At 52.5% G+C, this 23,103-nt stretch carries 20 protein-coding genes; 10 read left to right on the top strand and 10 right to left on the bottom strand.

Annotated features, from left to right (window positions below):
* Positions 1–5: 5 nt before the first annotated feature.
* The 3 genes from OLG56_RS19320 to pmbA form a co-directional block, all read right to left on the bottom strand.
* On the bottom strand, positions 6–344 hold the full coding sequence (locus tag OLG56_RS19320) for a glycine dehydrogenase (RefSeq protein ID WP_001255103.1): 339 nt from the start codon (positions 342–344) through the stop codon (positions 6–8).
* 277 nt (positions 345–621) lie between these two features.
* Entirely contained in the window at positions 622–1,008 is a 387-nt protein-coding gene (gene cybC, locus OLG56_RS19325; RefSeq protein ID WP_001232231.1) for a cytochrome b562, read from the bottom strand.
* A gap of 98 nt (positions 1,009–1,106) precedes the next feature.
* Complete coding sequence (pmbA, locus tag OLG56_RS19330; protein WP_000852997.1) at positions 1,107–2,459, bottom strand: metalloprotease PmbA; 1,353 nt, start codon at positions 2,457–2,459, stop codon at positions 1,107–1,109.
* A 95-nt stretch (positions 2,460–2,554) separates the two neighbouring features.
* Here pmbA and yjgA point away from each other — a divergent pair, with 95 nt between their 5' ends.
* Positions 2,555–3,106, top strand: coding sequence for a ribosome biogenesis factor YjgA (gene yjgA, locus OLG56_RS19335; protein ID WP_000166287.1), 552 nt, complete (start codon positions 2,555–2,557; stop codon positions 3,104–3,106).
* A gap of 106 nt (positions 3,107–3,212) precedes the next feature.
* On the opposite strand, the gene mpl is transcribed toward yjgA, so the two are convergent.
* Positions 3,213–4,586 (bottom strand): UDP-N-acetylmuramate:L-alanyl-gamma-D-glutamyl-meso-diaminopimelate ligase, encoded by a 1,374-nt coding sequence (gene mpl / locus OLG56_RS19340; protein ID WP_001219832.1) that lies wholly within the window; start codon positions 4,584–4,586, stop codon positions 3,213–3,215.
* A 174-nt stretch (positions 4,587–4,760) separates the two neighbouring features.
* Between mpl and fbp the strand changes: the two genes are divergently transcribed.
* The 4 genes from fbp to OLG56_RS19360 all read left to right on the top strand — a co-directional run bounded on the left by fbp (position 4,761) and on the right by OLG56_RS19360 (position 9,293).
* Complete coding sequence (fbp, locus tag OLG56_RS19345; RefSeq protein WP_000853764.1) at positions 4,761–5,759, top strand: class 1 fructose-bisphosphatase; 999 nt, start codon at positions 4,761–4,763, stop codon at positions 5,757–5,759.
* Between the two features lie 226 nt (positions 5,760–5,985).
* Entirely contained in the window at positions 5,986–6,516 is a 531-nt protein-coding gene (gene ppa / locus OLG56_RS19350) for an inorganic diphosphatase (protein WP_000055079.1), read from the top strand.
* Positions 6,517–6,924: 408 nt separating this feature from the next.
* Positions 6,925–8,088, top strand: coding sequence for a metallo-dependent hydrolase (locus tag OLG56_RS19355; RefSeq protein WP_023212817.1), 1,164 nt, complete (start codon positions 6,925–6,927; stop codon positions 8,086–8,088).
* Complete coding sequence (locus tag OLG56_RS19360; RefSeq protein ID WP_061377159.1) at positions 8,085–9,293, top strand: MFS transporter; 1,209 nt, start codon at positions 8,085–8,087, stop codon at positions 9,291–9,293. The genes OLG56_RS19355 and OLG56_RS19360 overlap by 4 nt, the downstream gene beginning before the upstream one ends.
* 54 nt (positions 9,294–9,347) lie before the next feature.
* Here the strand turns inward: OLG56_RS19360 and OLG56_RS19365 are convergent, their stop codons facing one another.
* The 3 genes from OLG56_RS19365 to tamA are packed head-to-tail and all read right to left on the bottom strand — an operon-like array spanning position 9,348 to position 15,204.
* Positions 9,348–9,692: a gamma-glutamylcyclotransferase family protein gene (locus OLG56_RS19365; RefSeq protein WP_001219167.1), complete on the bottom strand. Its 345-nt coding sequence runs from the start codon at positions 9,690–9,692 to the stop codon at positions 9,348–9,350.
* A gap of 2 nt (positions 9,693–9,694) precedes the next feature.
* Positions 9,695–13,474 carry an autotransporter assembly complex protein TamB gene (tamB, locus tag OLG56_RS19370; protein ID WP_023262617.1) on the bottom strand — a complete coding sequence of 1,260 codons (3,780 nt, stop codon included), beginning with the start codon at positions 13,472–13,474 and terminating at the stop codon, positions 9,695–9,697.
* Positions 13,471–15,204 carry an autotransporter assembly complex protein TamA gene (tamA, locus tag OLG56_RS19375; protein WP_001120237.1) on the bottom strand — a complete coding sequence of 578 codons (1,734 nt, stop codon included), beginning with the start codon at positions 15,202–15,204 and terminating at the stop codon, positions 13,471–13,473. Before tamA ends, tamB begins: the two co-directional genes overlap by 4 nt.
* 212 nt (positions 15,205–15,416) lie before the next feature.
* Here tamA and msrA point away from each other — a divergent pair, with 212 nt between their 5' ends.
* The gene (gene msrA, locus OLG56_RS19380; RefSeq protein ID WP_000051464.1) at positions 15,417–16,055 is read left to right on the top strand and encodes a peptide-methionine (S)-S-oxide reductase MsrA; all 639 of its coding nucleotides are present in this window, start codon (positions 15,417–15,419) and stop codon (positions 16,053–16,055) included.
* 182 nt (positions 16,056–16,237) lie between these two features.
* Complete coding sequence (gene paeA, locus OLG56_RS19385; protein ID WP_000934970.1) at positions 16,238–17,581, top strand: polyamine export protein PaeA; 1,344 nt, start codon at positions 16,238–16,240, stop codon at positions 17,579–17,581.
* Positions 17,582–17,665: 84 nt separating this feature from the next.
* Here the strand turns inward: paeA and OLG56_RS19390 are convergent, their stop codons facing one another.
* Positions 17,666–17,872, bottom strand: coding sequence for a DUF1107 domain-containing protein (locus OLG56_RS19390; protein WP_000689229.1), 207 nt, complete (start codon positions 17,870–17,872; stop codon positions 17,666–17,668).
* A 326-nt stretch (positions 17,873–18,198) separates the two neighbouring features.
* Here OLG56_RS19390 and OLG56_RS19395 point away from each other — a divergent pair, with 326 nt between their 5' ends.
* Positions 18,199–18,756, top strand: a complete 558-nt coding sequence (locus tag OLG56_RS19395; RefSeq protein ID WP_000175303.1) for a YtfJ family protein — start codon at positions 18,199–18,201, stop codon at positions 18,754–18,756.
* Here OLG56_RS19395 and cysQ read toward each other — a convergent pair.
* Positions 18,746–19,486, bottom strand: coding sequence for a 3'(2'),5'-bisphosphate nucleotidase CysQ (gene cysQ, locus OLG56_RS19400; RefSeq protein ID WP_000893398.1), 741 nt, complete (start codon positions 19,484–19,486; stop codon positions 18,746–18,748). The genes OLG56_RS19395 and cysQ overlap by 11 nt on opposite strands.
* Before the next feature lie 267 nt (positions 19,487–19,753).
* Between cysQ and OLG56_RS19405 the strand changes: the two genes are divergently transcribed.
* Positions 19,754–21,697: a bifunctional 2',3'-cyclic-nucleotide 2'-phosphodiesterase/3'-nucleotidase gene (locus OLG56_RS19405; protein ID WP_061377161.1), complete on the top strand. Its 1,944-nt coding sequence runs from the start codon at positions 19,754–19,756 to the stop codon at positions 21,695–21,697.
* A 57-nt stretch (positions 21,698–21,754) separates the two neighbouring features.
* Here OLG56_RS19405 and OLG56_RS19410 read toward each other — a convergent pair whose 3' ends face one another.
* Positions 21,755–22,141 carry a winged helix-turn-helix transcriptional regulator gene (locus tag OLG56_RS19410; protein WP_001201295.1) on the bottom strand — a complete coding sequence of 129 codons (387 nt, stop codon included), beginning with the start codon at positions 22,139–22,141 and terminating at the stop codon, positions 21,755–21,757.
* Positions 22,142–22,228: 87 nt separating this feature from the next.
* On the opposite strand from OLG56_RS19410, the gene OLG56_RS19415 reads away from it, so the two are divergent.
* On the top strand, positions 22,229–23,077 hold the full coding sequence (locus tag OLG56_RS19415) for an SDR family oxidoreductase (RefSeq protein WP_061386830.1): 849 nt from the start codon (positions 22,229–22,231) through the stop codon (positions 23,075–23,077).
* Positions 23,078–23,103 lie beyond the last annotated feature (26 nt).

A 23,103-nucleotide genomic window follows, 5' to 3' on the forward strand; every position in this document is an offset into this window, starting at 1 on the left:
GCTCCTTAGAGGTTGTCTTTCGCGACTTCAAAATGTACCGATAATAGCCAGGCTTCTTCGTCAGGAAGGTTGCCAAACGCCGCCACGATTTCGCGGGCGAGCGCCATTGATTCGGCTGAGATTTCATCAAACAAGCTGGCATCGACTTCCGGTAAAGGCTCGCCGGTAATTGACCGGTGCGCCATCGCGCGAACGTGCGAGGTCAGCATTTGCGTCTGTACCGCATTGGGGACAATGTGATGCCTCCCCAGCAGGCCATCCACCTGCGTTAACACCTGTTCAGCCAGTTCGTTAATTCGCTCACCGGCATCGTGTTTTACTGCTCCGTTATCCACGCGTCTCACCCCGTTAATGGCAATGAGATAAAACTAGCGGCAAGGGTTAAAAGTTTGTAGCGAGTTATTTTCCACCTCGAAGTGGAAACGCGAGTGGGATAGGTGATCTGCGCCACAGAAAAGGCAGCATTAATGAATTATCGCCGGGAAAGTGTGAGATCTATCGCGGCATAAAGAGGAAATGGCGAAACAATGACGTTGTCGTATAAAGTGAGAAAGTGTGATGGGTATTACATTTTTCCGGATGGCGACCTGCGGATAAAGCGAAGCCGCCATCCCACAAAAATTAACGATACTTCTTATGATACGTATTGCGGGTGGTTTTTAGCGCTTCCGCCGCCGCTTTCGCTTCTTTAACGTTACCTTCGTTCGCCAGCTTCAGCGCGCCATCAATTTGGCCGACCAGAATGTCAAAACCGTGACGAAAATCCTTCATTTCCGGGCTATCCGGCGCTTTATCTTCCAGCTTTGGCGGCGTAGCTTTTTGAGCATCCAGCGCGGCCGCGCGCATTTTGGTTAATGCCGCTTTCAGTTCAGGGGCACTATCCGTTTTCTCAACAACTTTCAGGTTATCATTGAGAATATCCATATTATCTTCAAGATCGGCAGCAAAAACAGCCGAACCGAATACCAGCGATGACACAGCAAGAATAGCTAACAGGCTTTTACGCATTGCTCACTTCCTTTTTTATTATTAACGATAAGTGTAATACCCTGAATAATTCAAGTTGCAGGCAGCCAACGCGCCTGCAGCCTGAAGTATGACGGGTATTATTGTCCGGCGATTTTCATCTCCGGTAACAATACCGAACCACACTGTATATTACTGCGCGTTTCAATATCATCACCCACAGTGACAATATTACGCCACATCTCTTTTAAATTACCGGCAATGGTAATTTCACTTACCGGGTACTGGATTTCACCATTTTCAACCCAGAATCCCGCAGCGCCGCGGGAGTAGTCGCCGGTAATACCGCTGACGCCCTGGCCCATCAGTTCCGTCACCACCAGGCCGGTGCCCATCTCTTTTAGCAACTGCTCAAAGTTCAGCCCCTGCCCGGCGATACGCCAGTTATGAATGCCGCCGGCATGACCGGTACTTTTCAGCCCCAGTTTGCGGGCGGAATAGTTGGTCAGCAACCATTGCGTCAGTACGCCATCCTTCACAATGTCCCGGCGCTCTGTACGCACGCCTTCGCTGTCGAACGGTGAAGACGCCAGCCCTTTTAGCAGATGCGGGTGTTCTTCGATGGTTAACCATTCCGGCAGAATTTGTTTGCCCAGCGAGTCGAGCAGAAAAGTGGATTTACGGTATACCGCGCCGCCGGCAATCGCCCCGACCAGATGACCAAATAGCCCTGTCGCCACTTCATTGGCGAAAATGACCGGCGCTTTCATGGTGGAGAGCTTGCGCGGCGACAGGCGGGATAAGGTGCGGCGCGCGCACTCGGTCCCGACCCATTCCGGCGCTTGCAGATCCGCCATTGCCCGACCGATGGTGTAAGCGTAATCACGCTCCATATCGCCGTTCTCTTCGGCGATGACGCAGCTTGAGAGCGAATGGCGCGTGGAGCAATAGCCCTGCAACATGCCGTGGCTGTTGCCGAACACTTTAATGCCGTAATGGCTGTTAAAGCTACCGCCTTCGGTATTGGTGATGCGTTTATCCGCCTTTAGAGAAGCCTGCTCCGCACGCGCGGCCAGTTCAATGGCTTCGTCTGGCGTAACCTCTGCCGGGTGGAACAAGTCCAGATCCGGCGCGTCAAACGCCAGCAGTTCTTTGTCCGCCACGCCTGCGCACGGGTCCGGCGACGTGTAACGCGCGATATCCAGCGCGGCCTGCACGGTACGGGCAATCGCCTGCGGGCTTAAATCCGTCGAAGAGGCGCTGCCTTTGCGGTTCTGGTGATACACCGTAATGCCCAGCGCGCCGTCGCTATTAAATTCGACATTCTCTACTTCACCATAACGGGTGCTGACGCTAATGCCGGTGGTCTTGCTGACGGCGACTTCCGCCCCATCCGATTTGCCTGAGGCTAACTCCAGCGCTGTCGAAACTGCTTCTTCCAGAATCTTACGCTGCGCTTCAACTTGTGAGATTACTTTCATTGCAAATGCCATAATGTAGAGAGAGTTTCTCTGAAGTCTAACAGAGAACCGTTTTTCAGTGCGCATCTTAACTGGTAACATTAGCCTCTTTTTTTAAGGAGCCTGACATGACAAAGCAGCCCGAAGACTGGCTCGACGACGTTCCCGGTGATGACATCGAAGACGAAGACGATGAAATTATCTGGGTCAGTAAAAGTGAAATTAAACGCGATGCCGAGGAATTAAAACGCCTGGGCGCGGAGCTGGTGGATCTGGGGAAAAACGCGCTGGATAAGATCCCGCTGGACGCCGATCTGCGCGACGCCATTGAACTGGCCCAGCGAATCAAAATGGAAGGACGCCGCCGCCAGTTGCAGCTTATCGGAAAAATGCTGCGCCAACGCGACGTTGAACCTATTCGCCAGGCGCTGGACAAGCTGAAGAACCGCCATAATCAGCAGGTGGTGCTGTTTCACAAGCTTGAGCATCTGCGCGATCGTCTGATCGTCGAAGGCGATGACGCGGTAGCCGAAGTACTGACCCTGTGGCCGCACGCCGATCGTCAACAGCTTCGTTCATTGATCCGCAATGCGAAGAAAGAGAAAGAAGGCAACAAACCGCCGAAATCAGCGCGTCAGATTTTCCAGTATCTGCGCGAGCTGGCGGAAAACGAAGGATAATTTTACACGTTGGTAGCATCTGCCGGATGGCGGCGCTGGCGCCTTATCCGGCCTACAGGAATGTACCTATTGTAGGCCCGGTAAGCGCAGCGCCACCGGGCATTTTTTACTCCACAACCAGTGCTTTTTTCGCCAGCCCATCCAGCAATTTCTGATGGATGCCGCCGAAACCGCCGTTGCTCATCACCAGGATGTGATCGCCAGGCTGTGCGGTTTTCACCACCATTTCCGCCAGCGTATCGACATCGCCACTCCAGTGAGCAGGCTGTACGCAGGCTTCGGCGACTTCCGCCACTTGCCACGGAATATGCGGCGGCTGCAGCAGGAACACTTCATCCGCACGCCCTAACGACGGCGCCAGGTCATCCTTGCATAACCCCATCTTCATCGTGTTAGAGCGCGGCTCCAGCACTGCGATAATGCGCGCGGTGCCGCCCACTTTACCGCGCAGCGCCGCCAGCGTGGCCAGAATTGCCGTCGGATGGTGAGCAAAATCGTCATACACCGTCACGCCGTTCGCTTCACCGCGCAGTTCCAGACGGCGGCGGGCGTTAATAAATGACCCCAGCGCACTGGCCGCTTCTGCGGGCGCGACGCCCACGTGGCGCGCGGCGGCAATCGCCATCAGACCGTTGTGCATGTTATGTTCGCCGACCAGGCCCCATTTCACATCGCCGACTTTTTCGCCGTCCAGCCACACTTCCCACTCGGAAGCATCCGTAGTCAGCTTCTTCGCCTGCCAGTGTCCCTGCTCGCCCACCAGCTCCTGCTCGCTCCAGCAGCCCAGCGCCATGGTCTGTTTCAGGTTGATGTCGTTTTCCGGCCAGATGATGCGCCCCTGCCCCGGCACGATGCGCACCAGATGGTGGAACTGCTTCTGGATCGCTTTCAGATCGTCGAAGATGTCGGCATGATCAAACTCAAGGTTGTTGAGGATCAGCGTCCGCGGGCAGTAATGCACAAATTTAGAACGTTTATCAAAGAACGCGCAGTCGTACTCATCCGCTTCGATAACAAAGAACGGGCTCTCGCCCAGGCGCGCGGAAACCTCAAAGTTGCCCGGTACGCCGCCGATCACGAAGCCCGGTTTGTACCCGCACGCTTCCAGTATCCAGGTCGCCATGCCTGCGGTCGTGGTTTTGCCGTGGGTACCGGCGACCGCCAGTACCCAGCGGTCGCGCAACACAAAGTCATGCAGCCACTGTGGACCAGACATAAAGGGAATGTTTTTTTCCAGCACCGCTTCCACGCACGGATTCCCGCGCGTCATCGCATTGCCGATAATCACCAGATCCGGCTGCGGATCGAGCTGGCTGGCGTCATAACCCTGGATCAGATCAATGCCTTGCTTCTCAAGTAAGGTACTCATCGGCGGATACACATTGGCGTCCGAACCCGTTACTTCATGACCAAGCGAGCGAGCCAGCATCGCCAGCCCCCCCATGAAAGTGCCACAAATTCCCAAAATATGAATGCGCATACGTCACTATCCTTTTTTTATCTGCGAGCCATTTTACGCACATGTCTGGCAAGTGAGAAACGCATTTCAGGTAAATCTGTACTTTGCTGGCGCGATTCACCTGAGCGCATCATCTGAAATGTTTGTTAAGATTGTTACGGTCGCTTTACTCCAATCAATTGCAGGGAAAGTGTTATGAAAACGTTAGGTGAATTTATTGTCGAAAAGCAGCACGAGTTCTCTCAGGCTACCGGTGAGCTCACTGCTTTGCTGTCGGCAATAAAATTGGGCGCCAAGATCATCCACCGCGATATCAACAAGGCCGGTCTGGTCGATATCCTGGGTGCCAGCGGTGCTGAGAACGTACAGGGCGAGGTTCAGCAGAAACTCGATCTGTTCGCGAACGAGAAACTGAAAGCTGCACTAAAAGCGCGCGATATTGTAGCGGGCATCGCATCGGAAGAAGAGGACGAAATCGTCGTCTTTGAAGGCTGCGAACACGCGAAATATGTGGTGCTGATGGACCCTCTGGATGGCTCTTCTAACATCGACGTTAACGTCTCTGTCGGTACGATTTTCTCGATTTATCGCCGCGTGACGCCCGTCGGCACGCCGGTCACCGAAGAAGATTTCCTGCAACCCGGCAACAAACAGGTCGCAGCGGGATATGTCGTGTATGGCTCGTCCACCATGCTGGTTTACACCACCGGCTGCGGCGTACATGCTTTCACCTACGATCCGTCGTTGGGCGTGTTCTGTCTGTGCCAGGAACGTATGCGTTTCCCGGAAAAGGGTAAAACCTACTCCATTAACGAAGGCAACTACATTAAATTCCCGAATGGCGTGAAGAAGTACATCAAATTCTGCCAGGAAGAGGATAGTTCAACAAGTCGCCCTTATACCTCACGTTACATTGGCTCTCTGGTGGCCGATTTCCACCGCAACCTGCTGAAAGGCGGCATCTATCTCTACCCCAGCACCGCCAGCCATCCGCAGGGAAAACTGCGTCTGCTGTATGAATGCAACCCGATGGCGTTCCTCGCGGAACAGGCCGGCGGCAAAGCAAGCGATGGTAAAGAACGTATTCTGGATATCATTCCGGAAAGCCTGCACCAGCGCCGCTCGTTCTTCGTCGGCAACCGCCATATGGTTGACGATGTGGAACGCTTTATCCGCGAATACCCGGACGCGTAATCTTTACCACCATGCGGAATAACGCATGAAGCCGCCATTGGGCAATAACATGTCCGATGGCGGCGTTGCCTTATCAGGCCCGTGATTTTTCCGGTTCTTAACCTTTGTCGTTCATGCTCCGCAACGACACGCCAGATGAGGCGGAAACGAAAACAAGCGAAGACTTTCGGCGTGAGTTGGCTATAATACTCGCCACTTGTTTGTCATAAATTCAAAGGAAACAGACATGAGCTTACTCAACGTCCCGGCGGGTAAAGAACTGCCGGAAGATATCTACGTCGTTATCGAGATCCCGGCTAACGCAGATCCGATCAAATACGAAGTTGACAAAGAGAGCGGCGCGCTGTTCGTTGACCGCTTCATGTCCACCGCGATGTTCTATCCGTGCAACTACGGTTACATCAACCATACCCTGTCTCTGGACGGCGACCCGGTAGACGTTCTGGTCCCGACGCCGTACCCGCTGCAGCCAGGCGCCGTCATCCGTTGCCGTCCGGTTGGCGTACTGAAAATGACCGACGAATCCGGTGAAGATGCGAAACTGGTTGCCGTACCGCACACCAAACTGAGCAAAGAGTACGATCACATTAAAGATGTGAACGATCTGCCGGAACTGCTGAAAGCGCAGATCACTCATTTCTTCGAGCATTATAAAGATCTCGAAAAAGGCAAATGGGTGAAAGTTGACGGTTGGGACAACGCCGAAGCGGCTAAAGCGGAAATCGTTGCCTCCTTCGAGCGCGCAGCGAAGAAATAAGTTCGCTTTACATAATCGTCAAGATAAAGGCTCTCATAGTAATGAGGGCCTTTTTATTGGCTAATGAATAGAACACAATTTTTATCATTATTAGTTTAACATTCACGGAATGAATAAGACTTTACCTTATTTTTTATTAAAAAGGGTTGAATACGCTCACGGTTTCTCTAAAAAGCTTAAGATAATAATTGTTTTGTGAATGCCCCCAGACTCCCCTGGACTTACGCCCTAAATATTAGCAAGCGCTAAATTCTTATTTAGTGCATAAGCCCGATTACCTTTTTAATAAGGTATCCTAAGCTCTCCCTACCAATAATTGTATTTTTAATCCAACATAACATCCGCTCAAAACACACTTTTTAATATATTTTTAAGGGCTGCCATAATTATTTACTATTTTAAGAGATTATGATGAAAAATGATATATTAATTACCGGTGGACATATCATCGATCCCGCTCGTAATATTAATGAGATTAACAATTTACGCATCATTAACGATATTATCGTTGATGCCGATAAATATCCTGTAACTTCGGAGACCCGGATTATTCATGCCGACGGCATGATCGTCACTCCCGGTCTTATCGATTATCACGCGCATGTTTTTTATGACGCGACGGAAGGCGGCGTCAGGCCTGATATGTACATGCCGCCGAATGGCGTCACCACCGTCGTGGATGCAGGTTCTGCCGGTACGGCAAACTTTGATGCCTTCTACCGAACGGTGATTTGCGCCAGTAAAGTTCGAATCAAAGCGTTTCTGACTGTGTCGCCGCCGGGCCAAACCTGGTCACAAGAAAATTATGATCCTGACAATATTGATGAAAATAAGATCCACGCGCTGTTTCGCCAGTATCGCAATGTTCTTCAGGGATTAAAACTCAAGGTTCAGACTGAGGACATTGCTGAATATGGCTTAAAACCGCTGACTGAATCCCTTCGTATTGCCAACGATTTAAGGTGCCCCGTGGCAATACACTCGACTCATCCCGTCGTTCCCATGAAAGAACTTGTCTCCTTGCTACGCCACGGCGATATTATCGCTCATGCGTTTCACGGCAAAGGTAGCACCATTCTTACTGATGAAGGCGCTGTCTTAGCCGAAGTCCGTCAGGCAAGGGAAAGAGGCGTTATATTTGATGCCGCCAATGGTCGCAGCCATTTTTCAATGAACACGGCACGCCGGGCCATCGCCAATGGCTTTCTTCCGGATATCATCAGTAGCGATCTCTCAACCATCACTAAACTCGCCTGGCCTGTTTACGCCTTACCATGGATTTTATCGAAATATTTAGCACTCGGCGTCGCGCTTACCGATGTCATTAACGCCTGTACCCATACCCCAGCAGTTTTAATGGGTATGGCAGCAGAAATTGGTACGCTGGCCCCTGGGGCATTTGCCGATATCGCCATCTTTAAATTAAAAAACAGGCATGTTGAATTTGCCGATATTCATGGTGAAACGCTCACGGGGACGCATGTGCTGGTACCACAAATGACCATAAAATCCGGTGAGATATTATTTCGTCAAATTGATTTTGGCGCGCGGCCAAACGGAGTTGAAAAATGACCTCAATGCAAAAATGGCTACGGATCGGCGCGACATTAATGTTCGGCCTTTTTGTTGCTTATCTTGACCGTTCTAATCTTTCCGTTACGTTACCTACGATTACACACGACCTGAATATTGATGGCGCAACGGCCAGCATTGTATTAACCATATTTCTTATTGGCTATGCCTTTTCAAATATTTTTGGCGGCGTATTTACCCAGCGATACGATCCGAAAAAAATAGTCATTCTGATGGTGCTAATCTGGTCGATTGCGACCGTTTTTGTCGGATTTACCTCGTCAGTGTACGTTATTTTGATTTGTCGGCTGGTGCTTGGCATTACCGAAGGCATTTATTGGCCGCAGCAGTCCCGCTTCGCCAGCGACTGGTTTTCAGACAAAGAACGGACGCAGGCGAACAGTATTATCCAGTATTATGGACAGTTCCTGGCATTAGGCCTGGGATTTATGATTTTGTCCCCGCTGGATGCTGCCTTCGGTTGGCGAAATGTTTTTATTATCACTGGTGTGATCGGCATTGTTGTCGTGGTTCCACTTTATATAACAATGCTGAAAAAACAGGAAGAAGCGCCTTATTATCGTGCGCCGGCGCCAACAGAGCAAACTAAACTTACCCTGGAATCGCTGGGCGGAACCCCCTTCCTACTCCTTATTTTTACCTACATCACTCAAGGGATGTTGTTCTGGGGAATTACGTTATGGATACCCATGGTTGTCAATTCTCTCGGCTATACCGGATTCAGTAAAGCATTGGTCAGTTCTCTGCCTTATCTGACTGCGGTTATACTGGCAATCCCTATCTCATGGATCAGTGATAAGACACAAAAGCGTGTACTTATTGCTTCACTGGGCCTACTAATCCCCGGCGTGATGTTATTTCTCCTGCCATTTGTCGATGCGCCGGGCTTTAAAATCACGCTCATTACCCTGGCGATGGGTTATTATGCCGCCAGCTTTACCCCCAATATCTGGTCGATTATCCAGTCGAACGTTAAACCCCATGCGATTGGCCCAGCCTCCGGTATTATTAATGGCATCGGCGCTGGCGGCGGCGGTACGTTGGCAGGCCTAATGGTCGGCTATTTTTACCGGACAACTGGCAGCTATATGCAGGGATTTATGGTTCTTGGATGCATTGTTATCCTGGGCGGCGCGTCATTATTGATCTACGGCAGAATAAGAGCTCACCATGCCCGGCGCTAGCGCCATCAGCCAGAATGTAAAAAAACAACGCCACCCGAGGGTGGCGTGTTCAGTTCAGGGCTGGTTTCTGTCTAACCAGTCACCGCTTTCAATCAGAGTTAACCCATCAACAGGACGTTGATATACATACATCCATGCGCTGCCGTAAGGCGTCTGGATTAACTGGCGTGCGTATTCACCGCCCCTGGTGCGCAAAGCATCAAGTTCGGCCAGCGTGGCGTTATCAATTCGATAAACTTCACCGTATACCGCTCCGTTTCCCGGAACTGCGCCTGGATAGTGGCCCAGACTATACAACTGGTAGTTATCGATACGGTAATCGCCAAGCAATTGGGCATTGGTCATCCAGTGACTGTTGCCTTGTTTCTGTCGTAAACTGCCATAGACAAATATTCGCATTGCTAAAACTCAAACTGATAGAGCAAATCAAGTGCCTGATCTACGCCAGACACTGCTTCCAGATATAGCTTAGGCATCAGGCGATAACGTAACGTGAGCGTCGCCAGAGAGTCAAATATCCCTACACCATACTTCACCTGTAGACCCGGCAGTACATAGCCGCTGACCACAACCTGAGACGAATCGCCCACCCCTTGCGTGTCCAGCGCCAGATTACTTACGCCGAATGTCTCTCCGATTTTACCCACAACCTGACCACTTTGCGCAACCCCCAAGCCAATAAGCATGGAGGTCATTGCTGCGCTATCACTCTGATTGCTGTCCAACCCCTGCCCACGCAGCAGATAAGAAAGCGCTTCAGCCTGCGGCATCGCCGGATCGGAGAAGATTTCCGCTTTGGGTTCATCAGCAGTGCCTGTGACACGCACGCCCGCAATGACATCGTCTTCGGTGGCGTCAGGGTTACGGATCGCTTCGATATTGAGCAGCGGCTGATCCGGCGGGCCGGAGAACAGCAGCTCGCCTTTACGGACAAGCAGGTCCTGGCCGTAGGCGCGGAATCGGCCGTCAGGAATATTGATTTGACCATTCAGCCCCAGTCCCTGCTTATCCTGCGCGACTTTCAAATCGCCGGTCAAACGCGCTTTAAGCCCGAAGGCGTCGATGCGCACGTTGTTGCCGACGTGGACCGTCAGATTACTGTTGATGGGAATAGACGCTGTCTGCGGCGTTTCTGGTTGCAGGTCATTATTGAGCATAACCACATCGCTGGAGACGCCAACCGCGCTCTCCGGCAGGTCGTGCACCACAATTCGCGCCCACGGAACGTCCACACGCCCATCCAACGTGAACAGCGAAGGCGTCGCGTCAAAGACCACATCCGGCGAGACATCCAGGCGCACCATCGGCGGAACGGTAATCCGCACCCGGCTGCCTTTCGCCGTCACCCGCGCGCGCCAGTTGTCAATCTGGCTCCAGTCGGCGTTACCGTTCAGGTTAATTTGCCCTTGTTGTGTTCGCACGATACCGGCGAGCGTCGAACGCGTACCGCTAAAGTTCATGGTGAGCTGGCTCGGCTGCATCTCAAACGGCATAAAATTACCGTCAATATCCAGCGCGCTAAGCTGCAACTGACCAAACAACTGCGGGCTTTGCACATCGCCGCCCAGACGTAGCCTGGCGTTTAACATTCCCGCCGCTTTTTCGCCGCGCGAAAAGACAGGGTTGACCATCGCCAGATTGAGATTGCGCATGTTGACGTTACCGCCGAGATTGCGCCGCCCCTGAGGATCGGTTACCTGCACCTGGCCATCGAATTGACCATTGTTCGTCAGGCGAATCAGCCATCCCAGCTCGGCGCGATTATTATGCAGTTCGGCGCTGAGGTTCAGCGTCTCAAACGCGACCGGTAACGGCGCGTCATTGACGGTCTGCGTGACCTTCACGTTACGACCGGAAAGCGTGACCTTCCCCTGCGGCAATCCCTCCTGGGTGGTATCCCACGACACGTCCGCTTTCCCGCTAAAGACCCCGCTGGCCTGAGTGGTATCAGGCATAAATGGCTTCAGCATCGCCAGATCAAAGCGGTTGAGATTGACCACCGCCCGTCCTGCGGCGCCCGCATCAATGGTTTGCGGTACGCACAGCTCGGCGTTCGGGTTCAGCCAACAATGCGGCCCGATACTGATTTTCTGTTCTTTATTACGGTAGTCCAGCGCAATCGCGCGGGTCAACGACCATGGCCCCACTGGCGTCTGGAAACGGGTGTCGCTTAACGTCCCTTTCCAGCGCGCCGCCTCGCGATCAAAACTGCCTGTCAGGGAGAGTTGACCGGATACCGGTTCTCCCTGAACACGGAGCTGTAGCTGATGCTGCTTCTCGCTGCCTTTGGCGTCAAGCGTCACCAGATTGATGTTAACGTCGGGCTGCGAAATCCGCTCTACGCGAACGTTGAGATGGCCCGCTATCTGATCGGTGGATTTAATATCGCCCTCAATGCGCGCCTGGGCGACAGACAGCTCCTGCCAGCGCAAGCCGCGGGCGGTGATATCCGCCAACAGCTGCGGCGCTTCTACCGTACCGCGGACTTTAACGATTCCTTTTGCCATGCCGCCCAGCCCTGGCAGCGCATTATCCAGCCCTGGCGCATCGATGGCGGCGTCAAGATTCAGCTCCTTAACGCCAAGCTCGCCTTTTATATCGGCGCTGTTTGGGCCCAGCGCAAGGTGCAGCCCCGGGATCGTCCACTGCATGTAGCTGTTGCCCTTTAGCGTCCCGTTGACGTTAACGCTGTTCTGCTTCACATTGCCGGTCAGCTTGAGCTCCGGGACATCCATCTGCCAGGTGCCGCCGTAGAGGCTGCCTTTGGTTTTCATGACGCCGTTAAGCTTCGCGGGCCAGTCCGGGATCTCTTTAGCGGTATTGATGCCATTCAGCGTCAGTTCGCCACGCCAGCTAATCGCCTGCTGCCAGTCCACCAGCGCTTTCAGTTCGGTTTTTCCCTCCAGAGCGGCGACGGTGAGTTTATCGAGATTAATCTGCCGCTCATTCCCTTTGGCATCCAGCGTGATGGTCGCCGGCGGAATATCTTGTCCTTTCACGGCGGTTCGCATCGACAACGTATAGTCGGTCATCTTACCGCTCAGTTTGAGCTTCAGATCGTCAGCCTGAAACTGGGTATCACCCGTCAATGGCCAGGCAATGCGTTGGCTGACGACTTCAAGATTGAGCGGTAAACCGGCCTCCGCCAGCCGCGTCTGGGCGCGAAGCGCGACATCCATCGGCCCGGAAAGGTTCACCCCGACCTCCAGTTGTTCGCGTAACGCGCCGCCGACCTTGAGTTTTATCTTTTCACCCTTTAGCGGATCGATATTCAGCGTACTGTTGAGCGTAATATCAACCGGCCAGTTATTGGCGAGCTGCGCCGTACCGGAGGCCTTCACCGTGCCCTGGTTGGCGTCGATATCCAGAGTATCCAGCTTCATATTACCGTCGATACTGCTGACTTTAAGCAGCATCGTGCGCACCGTCAGATCGGTATCGCCGGTGATGCGTAGCTGCTCGCCGCGAAATGACTCGATATTCAGATTGAGCGGCAGGTGAACATCGGTCATCTCCGGCATTACCGGTTTTGCAAACAGATCTTTTAGCGTTTCGCCAAGCGGCTTTTCATCCGGTTGAGGTTTCTCGATTTTGGGTTCAACCACCTCTTCCTGCGCCACCTCAGCGACCTTCGGCAGAGCGATCAGCAGTCCCTGAAGCCGCGTCGGTTTCAGGGTCAGGTTTTTCTCCTGCCATGCCAGCCCGGAGGTAAAATCCAGCACCGAAACGGTAGTGTCATCAATCTTGATATTGATGTTATTCAACGCCACGCGCGACAGCGTGATGGGCCAGGGGGTGGAGAGGTTCAGCGGTCCGCTTTCTTCCTCTTCTTGCGCCGGTTCGGAAGGCGGCATTTTTTTGCTGTCGATAGCGACATTAATGTCTTTTAGCGCCAGATCATTGACGCACAGGCTACTGCGCCACAGGCAATCAAGCCCGACGGCCAGATGAATTTCGCCCGCATTCACCGCAACGCCCGGCTGCTCATAGCGGATATTTTTTAACGATAAGTCCCGCCAGCCGCCGGTGACCTGCCCAATCTCCAGCCCCGGCACCCAGCGGTTCGCCGCACTGAATACCAGATGCAGCCCCGTCGTCGTCCCGACCAGAAACGCAACGCTCGCCAGTAACACCACAATGAAAATCAACACGCCGAGGCTTATTTTCTTCCATAAACTCATAATTCAGGCCCCAGACCGATATAAAACTGTAAACCGTGTTCGTCTTTGTCGCCGACCGGTACGGCAAAATCGAGTTTGACAGGCCCAACCGGCGACGCCCAGCGCACGCCGACCCCGGTCCCGGTTTTGAAATCGCTACGGCGAATATCACTCACCGCCTCGCCGCTATCGACAAACACTGCCCCCCACCATTTGCCGGTGACGTTATACTGGTACTCCAGCGATCCGGTTGCCAGTTTTGAGGCGCCTTTAAGATTGCCGTCGCTATCTTTAGGCGAAATAGATTTGTATTTATAGCCGCGAATACTGCGGTCGCCCCCGGCGAAGAAACGTAAATCCGGCGGAACTTTGTCGAAATCACCGGTTTCTATCCAGCCCAAATTGGCGCGCATCACAAAACGGTGGCGATCGTACAAAGTCCGAATCCAGACGTTTTGCGCCTGCAGCACGGAGAAATCCACGTCGGAGCCCCAGGCCGTATTCGAATAGTCTACTGAATAGCGCTGCGAATCGCCCCAGGTTGGCATCAGTCCCCCTCGCGAGCGGGTTCGGCTGATCATCACGCCCGGGTAGAACAGCATGGTGGTATTGGTGACGTTCCCCTGGGTAAAGTGGTCGAAACTCCAGCGCAGGTTAATCGCCCGCTGCCAACCGCTGGAAAGGTCCCAGTAACGCGACACGGCAAGCGTGGTCGAGTCCTGCTCCGTATCATTCAAATCGGTACGTTTAAAACCGCCCTGTACCAGATAGTATTGCTCCAGCGGGTTTTTCAGCAGCGGCATTTTATAACTAAAATCCAGCACCTGTTCCGGCGCAGAAATACTGGTGCTGGTGGTCAGGCTATGACCGTAGGAGTTCATCCACGGTTTTTTCCACGACGCTTTCACGCGCGGCCCGACGTCGGTGGAGTACCCCACCCCGGTTTCAATCGTGTTTTCGGTTCGCGGCGATACCACGCCTTTTAACGGCAGAATTTTTGTTTTACGCGATTTCTCAAATTCCGGCGCCACCACGACAGAATTAAACCATCCGGTAGCGGAAAGTCGGCGGTTTAGTTCCGCCAAATCTTTCGATTCGTACTCATCACCCTCTTTAAACGGCAACAGATTTTGTAAATATTCATCACGAATCTGCGAACCTTCGAAGGTGACAGGTCCGAAGCGATAGCGCTCACCGCTATCATAATCAATATCCCAAAACGCCTGATGACGGCCCAGAGCAATTCCCAACTGACTTTTAACGAATTCGCTGTCGAAATAGCCTTTACGTAGCGACACGCTGGTTAACGACTTTTTAAAATTGTCATAGTCTCCCTGGTTCAGCACCGTGCCGATTGCCGGACGCGTTTTCAGTAAGGCCAGATAATCTTTGTCCGTGCGCGCGCCGCCGCGTAAAATGACTTCTGTACCGCCAATCAACACCGGCTGGCCGGGCGTAACCCTGGCGATTAATACCTGCCGTCCTTTCGCAGGCGGTGGAAGCAGGTCGAATTTGATAGTGGGTTCGTAATAGCCTAACGCTTTAAGCCCTTCGCGAATCGCATCATCAACTCGGGCGCGAAAGCGCCGATCCGGCGTCACCTCATCGCTCTGAATCGTAGAGAGCTGTGCGCGAACGTTTTTTTCCAGCTCTCCGGATAGCCCTTCGACTTTCAGACGAACATTTGCGGCTACCGCAGAACTGCTCAGGCACAGTAAGCTAACCCAACATAACTGACGGATATGTGGCACATTTTCTCCTGAATATCCCCTATTCCCACCCCTGGAAAAAATCACACTACCGCTCCGCGGCTTAACATAAAATCAACAATTGCGATTGAAAAGCAGACGACTGCCCAAATATTTCTTATGGTTAAATCCAGATACATTAATGTTGTTATTGTGTGCAAAGATGCGTCTCGTTACAACCTTAACGCCAATTAACGCTTTCGGGAGAATAGCTCATGAGTTTATTTGATAAAAAACATCTGGTTACTCAAGCAGATGCGTTACCAGGACGCAACACCCCGATGCCGATCGCCACTCTGCATGCGGTAAATGAACACTCTATGACCAATGTCCCTGCCGGGATGGAGATCGCCTACTTCGCTATGGGCTGTTTCTGGGGCGTAGAACGTTTATTCTGGCAATTACCCGGCGTATATAGCACCGCGGCAGGGTATGCGGGCGGTTACACGCCTAATCCAACCTACCGGGAAGTCTGTTCCGGGCAGACCGGTCATGCCGAAGCGGTACGGATAGTGTACGATCCTGCCGTTATCCGTTATGAGCAGCTTTTACAGATTTTCTGGGAAAATCACGATCCAACGCAGGGGATGCAACAGGGTAACGATCACGGTACGCAATACCGTTCTGCGATTTATCCCTTAACGCCGGAACAGAGTGCCGCTGCTCACGCCAGTCGCGAGCGCTTTCAGTCGGCAATGGCCGCCGCCGGAAACCATCGCCCTATTACCACGGAAATCGCCCATGCGACGCCGTTTTACTACGCCGAAGATGAACACCAACAGTATCTGCACAAAAATCCATACGGTTACTGTGGGATTGGCGGGATCGGCGTTTGCCTGCCGCCTGACGCGTGACGACGCTGGCGTAGGGAGAACTTGTCGGAGTTGGAAATGAACCCTCTGGCGACTTTACAGTAGCTTACGCTATACTAGCCCTGAACTTATCGGCTCACTGCTACGAGCCGGTTTTCATTAAACGTTACCACACGGATTTATAAACTTCCCTTCCGAGGATCTGGCGTTTCGCCGGATAAGATATGTTAAACAGTATATTCATTATATTCTGCCTGATCGCTGTAAGTGCGTTCTTCTCCATCTCCGAGATCTCGCTTGCCGCATCACGTAAGATTAAACTTAAGTTATTAGCTGATGAAGGCAGTATCAACGCACAACGCGTATTGAAAATGCAGGAAAATCCCGGCATGTTTTTCACCGTTGTGCAAATTGGCCTGAACGCCGTCGCTATTCTTGGCGGTATCGTCGGCGATGCGGCATTTTCGCCCGCCTTTTCCGCCCTTTTCTCGCACTATATGTCGCCAGAACTCTCCGAGCAGCTGAGCTTTATTCTCTCTTTCTCGCTGGTGACGGGGCTGTTTATCCTGTTCGCGGATTTAACCCCGAAACGCATCGGTATGATTGCGCCAGAAGCTGTGGCTTTGCGTATCATCAACCCGATGCGCTTCTGCCTGTTCGTTTTTCGCCCGCTGGTGTGGCTGTTTAACGGCATGGCAAACAACATCTTCCGCCTGTTCAAAATTCCAATGGTGCGGAAAGACGACATTACTTCTGATGATATTTACGCAGTGGTGGAAGCCGGCGCGCTGGCGGGCGTCTTGCGCAAGCAAGAGCACGAACTGATTGAAAATGTGTTTGAACTTGAATCCCGCACCGTACCGTCTTCCATGACGCCGCGCGAAAGTATCATCTGGTTTGATCTGCACGAAGACGAGCAAAGCCTGAAGAAAAAGGTCGCCGAACATCCGCACTCAAAATTTTTGGTGTGTAATGAAGATATCGACCACATCATCGGCTATGTAGACTCCAAAGATCTGCTGAACCGCGTGCTGGCGAACCAAAGTATGGCGCTGAATGGCGGCGTGCAAATTCGCAATACCTTGATTGTGCCGGATACGCTGACCCTTTCTGAGGCGCTGGAAAGTTTCAAAACGGCGGGCGAAGATTTCGCGGTCATTATGAATGAATACGCGCTGGTCGTCGGTATCATTACGCTGAACGATGTGATGACCACGCTAATGGGTGACCTGGTCGGCCAGGGACTGGAAGAGCAAATTGTGGCGCGCGATGAAAATTCCTGGCTGGTTGACGGCGGCACGCCGATTGACGACGTCATGCGCGTGCTGGATATCGATGAGTTTCCGCAATCCGGCAACTATGAAACCATTGGCGGCTTTATGATGTTTATGCTGCGCAAGATCCCAAAACGTACTGATTCGGTGAAGTTTTCCGGCTACAAATTTGAAGTGGTGGATATCGACAACTACCGTATCGATCAGTTGCTGGTGACGCGTCTCGACAATAAAAGCAACGTACCGGCACCGAAACTGCCCGATGCGCAAGGTAAAGAAGACAGCGCGGCCTGAAATCCGTTTGCCAGAAACATCAACGGCTCCTGATTCAGGAGCCGTTTTTTTTTACTTTTTTAACCTACTGCATAGCACTTTTGGTTACGCCATCTCAGTTTGCAGACGCATAACCTGACGGTTAACTTCAGACATCACAGACAAGTGCTGCTTGTCTCTCACTTTTGGGATAAGAATCTTACCCTTATCGAACTCAAAAGCGCCAACATCCTTGATATATAACCGTCCACGGAACAGGATCTTCACGTACTTCGCCACCTGTAGCGGGTTGTAGCGTTGGAAAATTTTCATTGTTGTCTCCTGCAGAGTATTACGCCCTTGCGGTGCCACAATCGGCCCAACAGTTTTAAGGCGCAAATTTTAATGCCATATGACTATAGACCATATCTACGTCGTTTCCAGTGTGCATAAGTATATTTACCTTTTGATTACAGTTATTCAGAATTATCTAAACATCAGCTCATTTTTCTCAGTATATGCCTTCATTTTTCACAGGAAGTGTGCGCCCGCCCGCAAACTGGCATCCCCTTTGCGGGAAAAAGCATCAATCGCACATATGATTAACTATCGGCCCAAAGTGGTCGGATCACCTGCAAAAAAATAAAGAAGGAATGACCATGACCCTACGTAAAATTCTGGCGATGTCGTGTCTGCTACTCCCCATAATGGCTTGTGCGCATAACCTTGAAGTTAACCAACGGGTGCCGCCGGTAGGCATTGCCGATCGTGGCGAACTGACGTTGAATAAAGATGAGTTTAGTTATAAAAACTGGAATAGCGCGCAGCTGGCGGGAAAAGTGCGCGTCCTGCTGCACATTGCGGGTCGAACGTCAGCGAAGGAAAAAAACGCCACGCTGATTGAAGCGATTAAATCCGCCGGGCTTCCGCATGACAGATACCAGACGACCACAATTGTGAACACCGATGATGCGATCCCAGGCTCCGGTATGTTCGTGCGTAGCAGTATAGAAAGTAATAAAAAGCTCTATCCGTGGTCGCAATTTATTGTCGACAGCAATGGCGTGGCGCGTAACGCCTGGCAATTAAAAGAAGAGGGGTCCGCCGTCATTGTGCTTGACAAAGACGGTCGGGTTCAATGGGTGAAAGATGGCGCGTTAACCCAGCAAGAGGTACAGCAGGTGGTCGGCCTGCTGCATAAGCTCCTCAGTAAATAGTCACCCGGAAGCCGGGGTTAAGGAACGATTCACGAGGGGTATAGTCCAGCGTTTTTCCCTGCCAGTCGTGAACATGCGCCCCGGCTGCAACGGCAATGGCATGACCTGCGGCAGTGTCCCAGACGCTGGTCGGCCCAAATCTGGGGTAAAGCTGCGCCTGGCCTTCCGCCACAAGACAGAATTTCAGCGAGGAACCAATAGAAGTTGTCTGATGTTCGCCAAGCTGTTGGAGATATTCGGTGAGTTCATCATCCGTATGCGAACGGCTAATCACCACCAGCGGCGGGCGGGCATCCCGGACCTGAATCTGCTTACGCACTCCGCACTCCTCTTTCCAGGCCTTACCTTCCGCCGCGTAGTACATCACTTTCAGCACCGGCGCATAGACCACGCCCAACACCGGTTTGCCCTGCTCAATCAGCGCGATATTGACCGTGAATTCGCCATTGCGCTTGATGAACTCTTTGGTGCCGTCGAGCGGATCGACCAGCCAGTAGCGCTGCCAGTGCTGGCGCACTTCCCAGGCAGGCGGATCTTCTTCTGAAAGCACCGGAATATCCGGCGTGAGCGTGCGTAACCCTTCGAGAATCACGGTATGTGCGGCGATATCCGCCGCAGTGACTGGAGAATCGTCCTGCTTGCGGGCGTACTCCATCGGTTTGGCTCCATCATAAACCTGCATAATGGCATCGCCCGCGTTCCGTGCAAGCTGGCATACTTGTTCTAACATTCTCCACCTCTTTATGACGGGGGCGTTAACTCGTTGTTTTACTTATACCCGATCGTTAAGGGTTCCGCCAACTGTGATACCGTCTGCGGTTTTGATAATACCTTTCATGGCATGATTCACCCTTCTGTGAACACTCGCAAAAAATCGGCCGGATGGGGCGGTTTCGCCTTCTTCTGGCGACGGTCGGAACGATATCGGGTTTCACTGTTTATCATCGCTATTTTTCACTATCCGGCTTTTCTATTGCGTTCTTAAAAGGTGCCTCTGATGATTAAGTTTAGTGCAACGCTTCTGGCTACGCTGATCGCCGCCAGCGTGAATGCGGCCACCGTCGATCTCCGTATCATGGAAACTACTGATTTACATAGCAACATGATGGATTTCGATTATTACAAGGATACCGCAACCGAAAAATTCGGATTGGTACGTACCGCAAGTTTGATTCATGCCGCCCGAAATGAAGTCAAAAACAGCGTGCTGGTGGATAACGGCGACCTGATTCAGGGGAGCCCTCTGGGCGATTATATGGCGGCAAAAGGGCTCAAAGACGGTGATATTCACCCGGTCTATAAAGCGCTCAACACTCTGGATTACGCGGTTGGAAACCTCGGCAACCATGAGTTTAATTATGGTCTGGACTATCTGCATAACGCGCTGGCCGGCGCGAAATTCCCTTATGTTAACGCCAATATTATCGACGTTAAAACCCAAAAGCCGCTCTTTACGCCTTATCTGATTAAAGAGACGAACGTTATTGATAAAGACGGCAACCCGCAAACTCTGAAAATCGGCTATATCGGCTTTGTTCCGCCGCAAATCATGATTTGGGATAAAGCGAATCTGAGCGGCAAAGTTACCGTCAATGACATTACGGAAACCGCCCGGAAATATGTGCCCGAAATGCGCGAGAAAGGCGCAGATATCGTGGTAGTCATTGCTCATTCAGGCCTTTCTGCCGATCCGTACCACAGCATGGCGGAAAACTCGGTTTATTACCTCAGCGAAGTTCCCGGCGTCGACGCGATTATGTTTGGCCACGCCCACGCCGTCTTCCCCGGTAAAGATTTTGCCGACATCAAAGGCGCGGATATCGCCAAAGGTACGCTTAACGGCATTCCTGCGGTAATGCCTGGCATGTGGGGCGACCATCTGGGAGTGGTCGATCTGGTGCTCAATAACGACAGCGGCAAATGGCAGGTTACGCAGGCGAAAGCACAAGCGCGGCCTATCTATGACGCCGCCGCTAAAAAGTCGCTGGCGGCGGAAGACAGTAAGCTGGTCGATATTCTGAAAGCCGATCACGATGCCACCCGCGAGTTTGTCAGCAAGCCCATCGGTAAATCTGCCGATAACATGTACAGTTATCTTGCTCTGGTGCAGGACGATCCTACCGTACAGGTGGTGAATAACGCGCAAAAAGCGTATGTGGAACACTTTATTCAGGGCGATCCGGATCTGGCGAAACTGCCGGTGCTGTCCGCCGCCGCGCCGTTTAAAGTTGGCGGGCGTAAGAACGATCCTGCCAGTTTTGTCGAAGTGGAAAAAGGCCAGTTGACCTTCCGTAACGCCGCCGATCTTTATCTCTATCCGAATACGCTGGTGGTGGTGAAAGCCAGCGGCAAGGAGGTAAAAGAGTGGCTGGAATGTTCTGCCGGACAATTTAATCAGATTGATATTCACAGCAACAAACCGCAATCGTTGATCAATTGGGATGGCTTTCGCACCTATAATTTCGATGTCATTGATGGCGTGAATTATCAAATCGATGTGTCACAGCCCGCCCGCTATGATGGCGAATGCCAGATGGTGAATCCGCAGGCGGAACGTATTAAAAACCTGACCTTTAACGGTAAGCCTGTCGACCCGAACGCTACGTTCCTGGTCGCCACGAATAACTATCGCGCTTACGGCGGCAAGTTTGCCGGCACGGGCGACAGCCATATCGCCTTTGCGTCTCCGGATGAAAATCGCGCCGTGCTGGCGGCATGGATTGGCGCAGAGTCAAAACGCGCGGGCGAAATCCATCCGGCGGCGGATAATAACTGGCGTCTGGCGCCAATCCACAGCGATACGGCGCTGGATATCCGCTTTGAAACATCGCCAGGTGATAAAGCCGCTGCCTTCATTAAAGCGAAAGGGCAGTATCCGATGAAGAAGGTTGCCGTCGATGATATTGGTTTTGCCATTTATCAGGTGGATTTGAGCAAGTAACGTGAGTCCCGTATGGCGCTGCGTTTATTCGGCCTGACTGGCAGGCCGAATAAAGCGCTAGCCGCCATCTGATAAACGGTCCCGCTGCGCCAATACCTGCGGCAAATTCAGTTCTATCCAGTCCGCCAGCGCGGCGACTTTATCGCTCACCTGCTCGCCAAGCGGCGTCAGGCTGTACTCCACATGCGGCGGAACAACTGGATATGACACCCGGTTGAGAAATCCGTCCTGTTCAAGCGCCTGTAGCGACTGCGCCAGCATCTTTTCACTCACGCCTCCCATCTTGCGACGCAGGTCGCTAAAACGGTGTGTACCGTCGCGTAACGCGACCAGAATCAGTACGCCCCAGCGACTGGTGACATGTTTTAACACCTCACGGGACGGGCACTGTTCAGCAAAGAGATTGCCTTCACGCAACTGCCGGGAAAGAGTATGAGCGCGCATTGATACTTACCTTTTTGTACGTACTTACTAAAAGTAAGTTTAGGTGGTAGCGTAATAAAACACAAGACCAACACTGAGGAGTTCACCATGATTGCTATCACTGGCGCAACAGGCCAACTGGGCCAACACGTTATTGAAAACCTGCTAAAAACGACGCCCGCCAGTCACCTCGTCGCGATCGTCCGTAACCCGAAAAAAGCCGCCCCGCTCAGTCAGCGCGGGATTGCCGTTCGCCAGGCGGATTACGCTAACGAAGCCGCGCTGACCACCGCCTTACAGGGTGTTGATAAACTGCTGCTTATATCATCCAGCGAAGTGGGACAACGCACCGCGCAGCACCGCAACGTCATTCAGGCCGCCATTGCCGCGAAGGTGAAATTCATCGCCTATACCAGTCTGCTACATGCGGATAAATCGCCGCTGGCGCTCGCCGATGAACATATTGAAACGGAAAAAATGCTGGCTGAGTCAGGTATTCCTCACACGCTATTACGTAACGGCTGGTATACGGAAAACTACCTGGCGAGCGTCCCTGCCGCGCTGAAGCATGGCGTCTTTATTGGCGCAGCGGGAGAAGGGAAAATCGCCTCCGCAATGCGCGCTGACTATGCCGCCGCCGCCGCGCGCGTCATCCGTGAAGAGGGTCACGCCGGGAATGTCTACGAACTGGCGGGTGATGACGCCTGGACATTAAGCCAGTTGGCGGATGAACTTACTCATCAGAGCGGAAAAAAAATCGTCTACCAGAACCTGAGCGAAGTCGATTTTGCCGCCGCGCTGAAAGGCGCAGGCCTGCCTGACGGACTGGCGGATATGTTGGCCAATTCTGACGCTGGCGCGGCGAAAGGCGGCCTGTTTGATGACAGCCATACGCTGCGTAAACTCATCGGTCGCCCGACGACGACGCTCACAGAAAGCCTTCGCTCCGCACTGTAAGTGTTAAAATTTAGTTAATTTATGTG

This window comes from Salmonella sp. 2018103 (assembly GCF_026247685.1).
GTDB lineage: Bacteria > Pseudomonadota > Gammaproteobacteria > Enterobacterales > Enterobacteriaceae > Salmonella > Salmonella enterica.

Excerpts from the sequence above, each read along its gene's own strand:
- paeA (WP_000934970.1), top strand. The coding sequence starts at position 16,238 with ATGTTAAACAGTATATTCATTATATTCTGCCTGATCGCTGTAAGTGCG.
- cybC (WP_001232231.1), bottom strand. The coding sequence starts at position 1,008 with ATGCGTAAAAGCCTGTTAGCTATTCTTGCTGTGTCATCGCTGGTATTC.
- OLG56_RS19415 (WP_061386830.1), top strand. The coding sequence starts at position 22,229 with ATGATTGCTATCACTGGCGCAACAGGCCAACTGGGCCAACACGTTATT.
- pmbA (WP_000852997.1), bottom strand. The coding sequence starts at position 2,459 with ATGGCATTTGCAATGAAAGTAATCTCACAAGTTGAAGCGCAGCGTAAG.
- OLG56_RS19410 (WP_001201295.1), bottom strand. The coding sequence starts at position 22,141 with ATGCGCGCTCATACTCTTTCCCGGCAGTTGCGTGAAGGCAATCTCTTT.
- OLG56_RS19395 (WP_000175303.1), top strand. The coding sequence starts at position 18,199 with ATGACCCTACGTAAAATTCTGGCGATGTCGTGTCTGCTACTCCCCATA.
- mpl (WP_001219832.1), bottom strand. The coding sequence starts at position 4,586 with ATGCGCATTCATATTTTGGGAATTTGTGGCACTTTCATGGGGGGGCTG.
- OLG56_RS19355 (WP_023212817.1), top strand. The coding sequence starts at position 6,925 with ATGATGAAAAATGATATATTAATTACCGGTGGACATATCATCGATCCC.
- yjgA (WP_000166287.1), top strand. The coding sequence starts at position 2,555 with ATGACAAAGCAGCCCGAAGACTGGCTCGACGACGTTCCCGGTGATGAC.
- OLG56_RS19390 (WP_000689229.1), bottom strand. The coding sequence starts at position 17,872 with ATGAAAATTTTCCAACGCTACAACCCGCTACAGGTGGCGAAGTACGTG.
- tamB (WP_023262617.1), bottom strand. The coding sequence starts at position 13,474 with ATGAGTTTATGGAAGAAAATAAGCCTCGGCGTGTTGATTTTCATTGTG.
- cysQ (WP_000893398.1), bottom strand. The coding sequence starts at position 19,486 with ATGTTAGAACAAGTATGCCAGCTTGCACGGAACGCGGGCGATGCCATT.
- msrA (WP_000051464.1), top strand. The coding sequence starts at position 15,417 with ATGAGTTTATTTGATAAAAAACATCTGGTTACTCAAGCAGATGCGTTA.
- fbp (WP_000853764.1), top strand. The coding sequence starts at position 4,761 with ATGAAAACGTTAGGTGAATTTATTGTCGAAAAGCAGCACGAGTTCTCT.
- ppa (WP_000055079.1), top strand. The coding sequence starts at position 5,986 with ATGAGCTTACTCAACGTCCCGGCGGGTAAAGAACTGCCGGAAGATATC.
- OLG56_RS19360 (WP_061377159.1), top strand. The coding sequence starts at position 8,085 with ATGACCTCAATGCAAAAATGGCTACGGATCGGCGCGACATTAATGTTC.
- OLG56_RS19405 (WP_061377161.1), top strand. The coding sequence starts at position 19,754 with ATGATTAAGTTTAGTGCAACGCTTCTGGCTACGCTGATCGCCGCCAGC.
- OLG56_RS19365 (WP_001219167.1), bottom strand. The coding sequence starts at position 9,692 with ATGCGAATATTTGTCTATGGCAGTTTACGACAGAAACAAGGCAACAGT.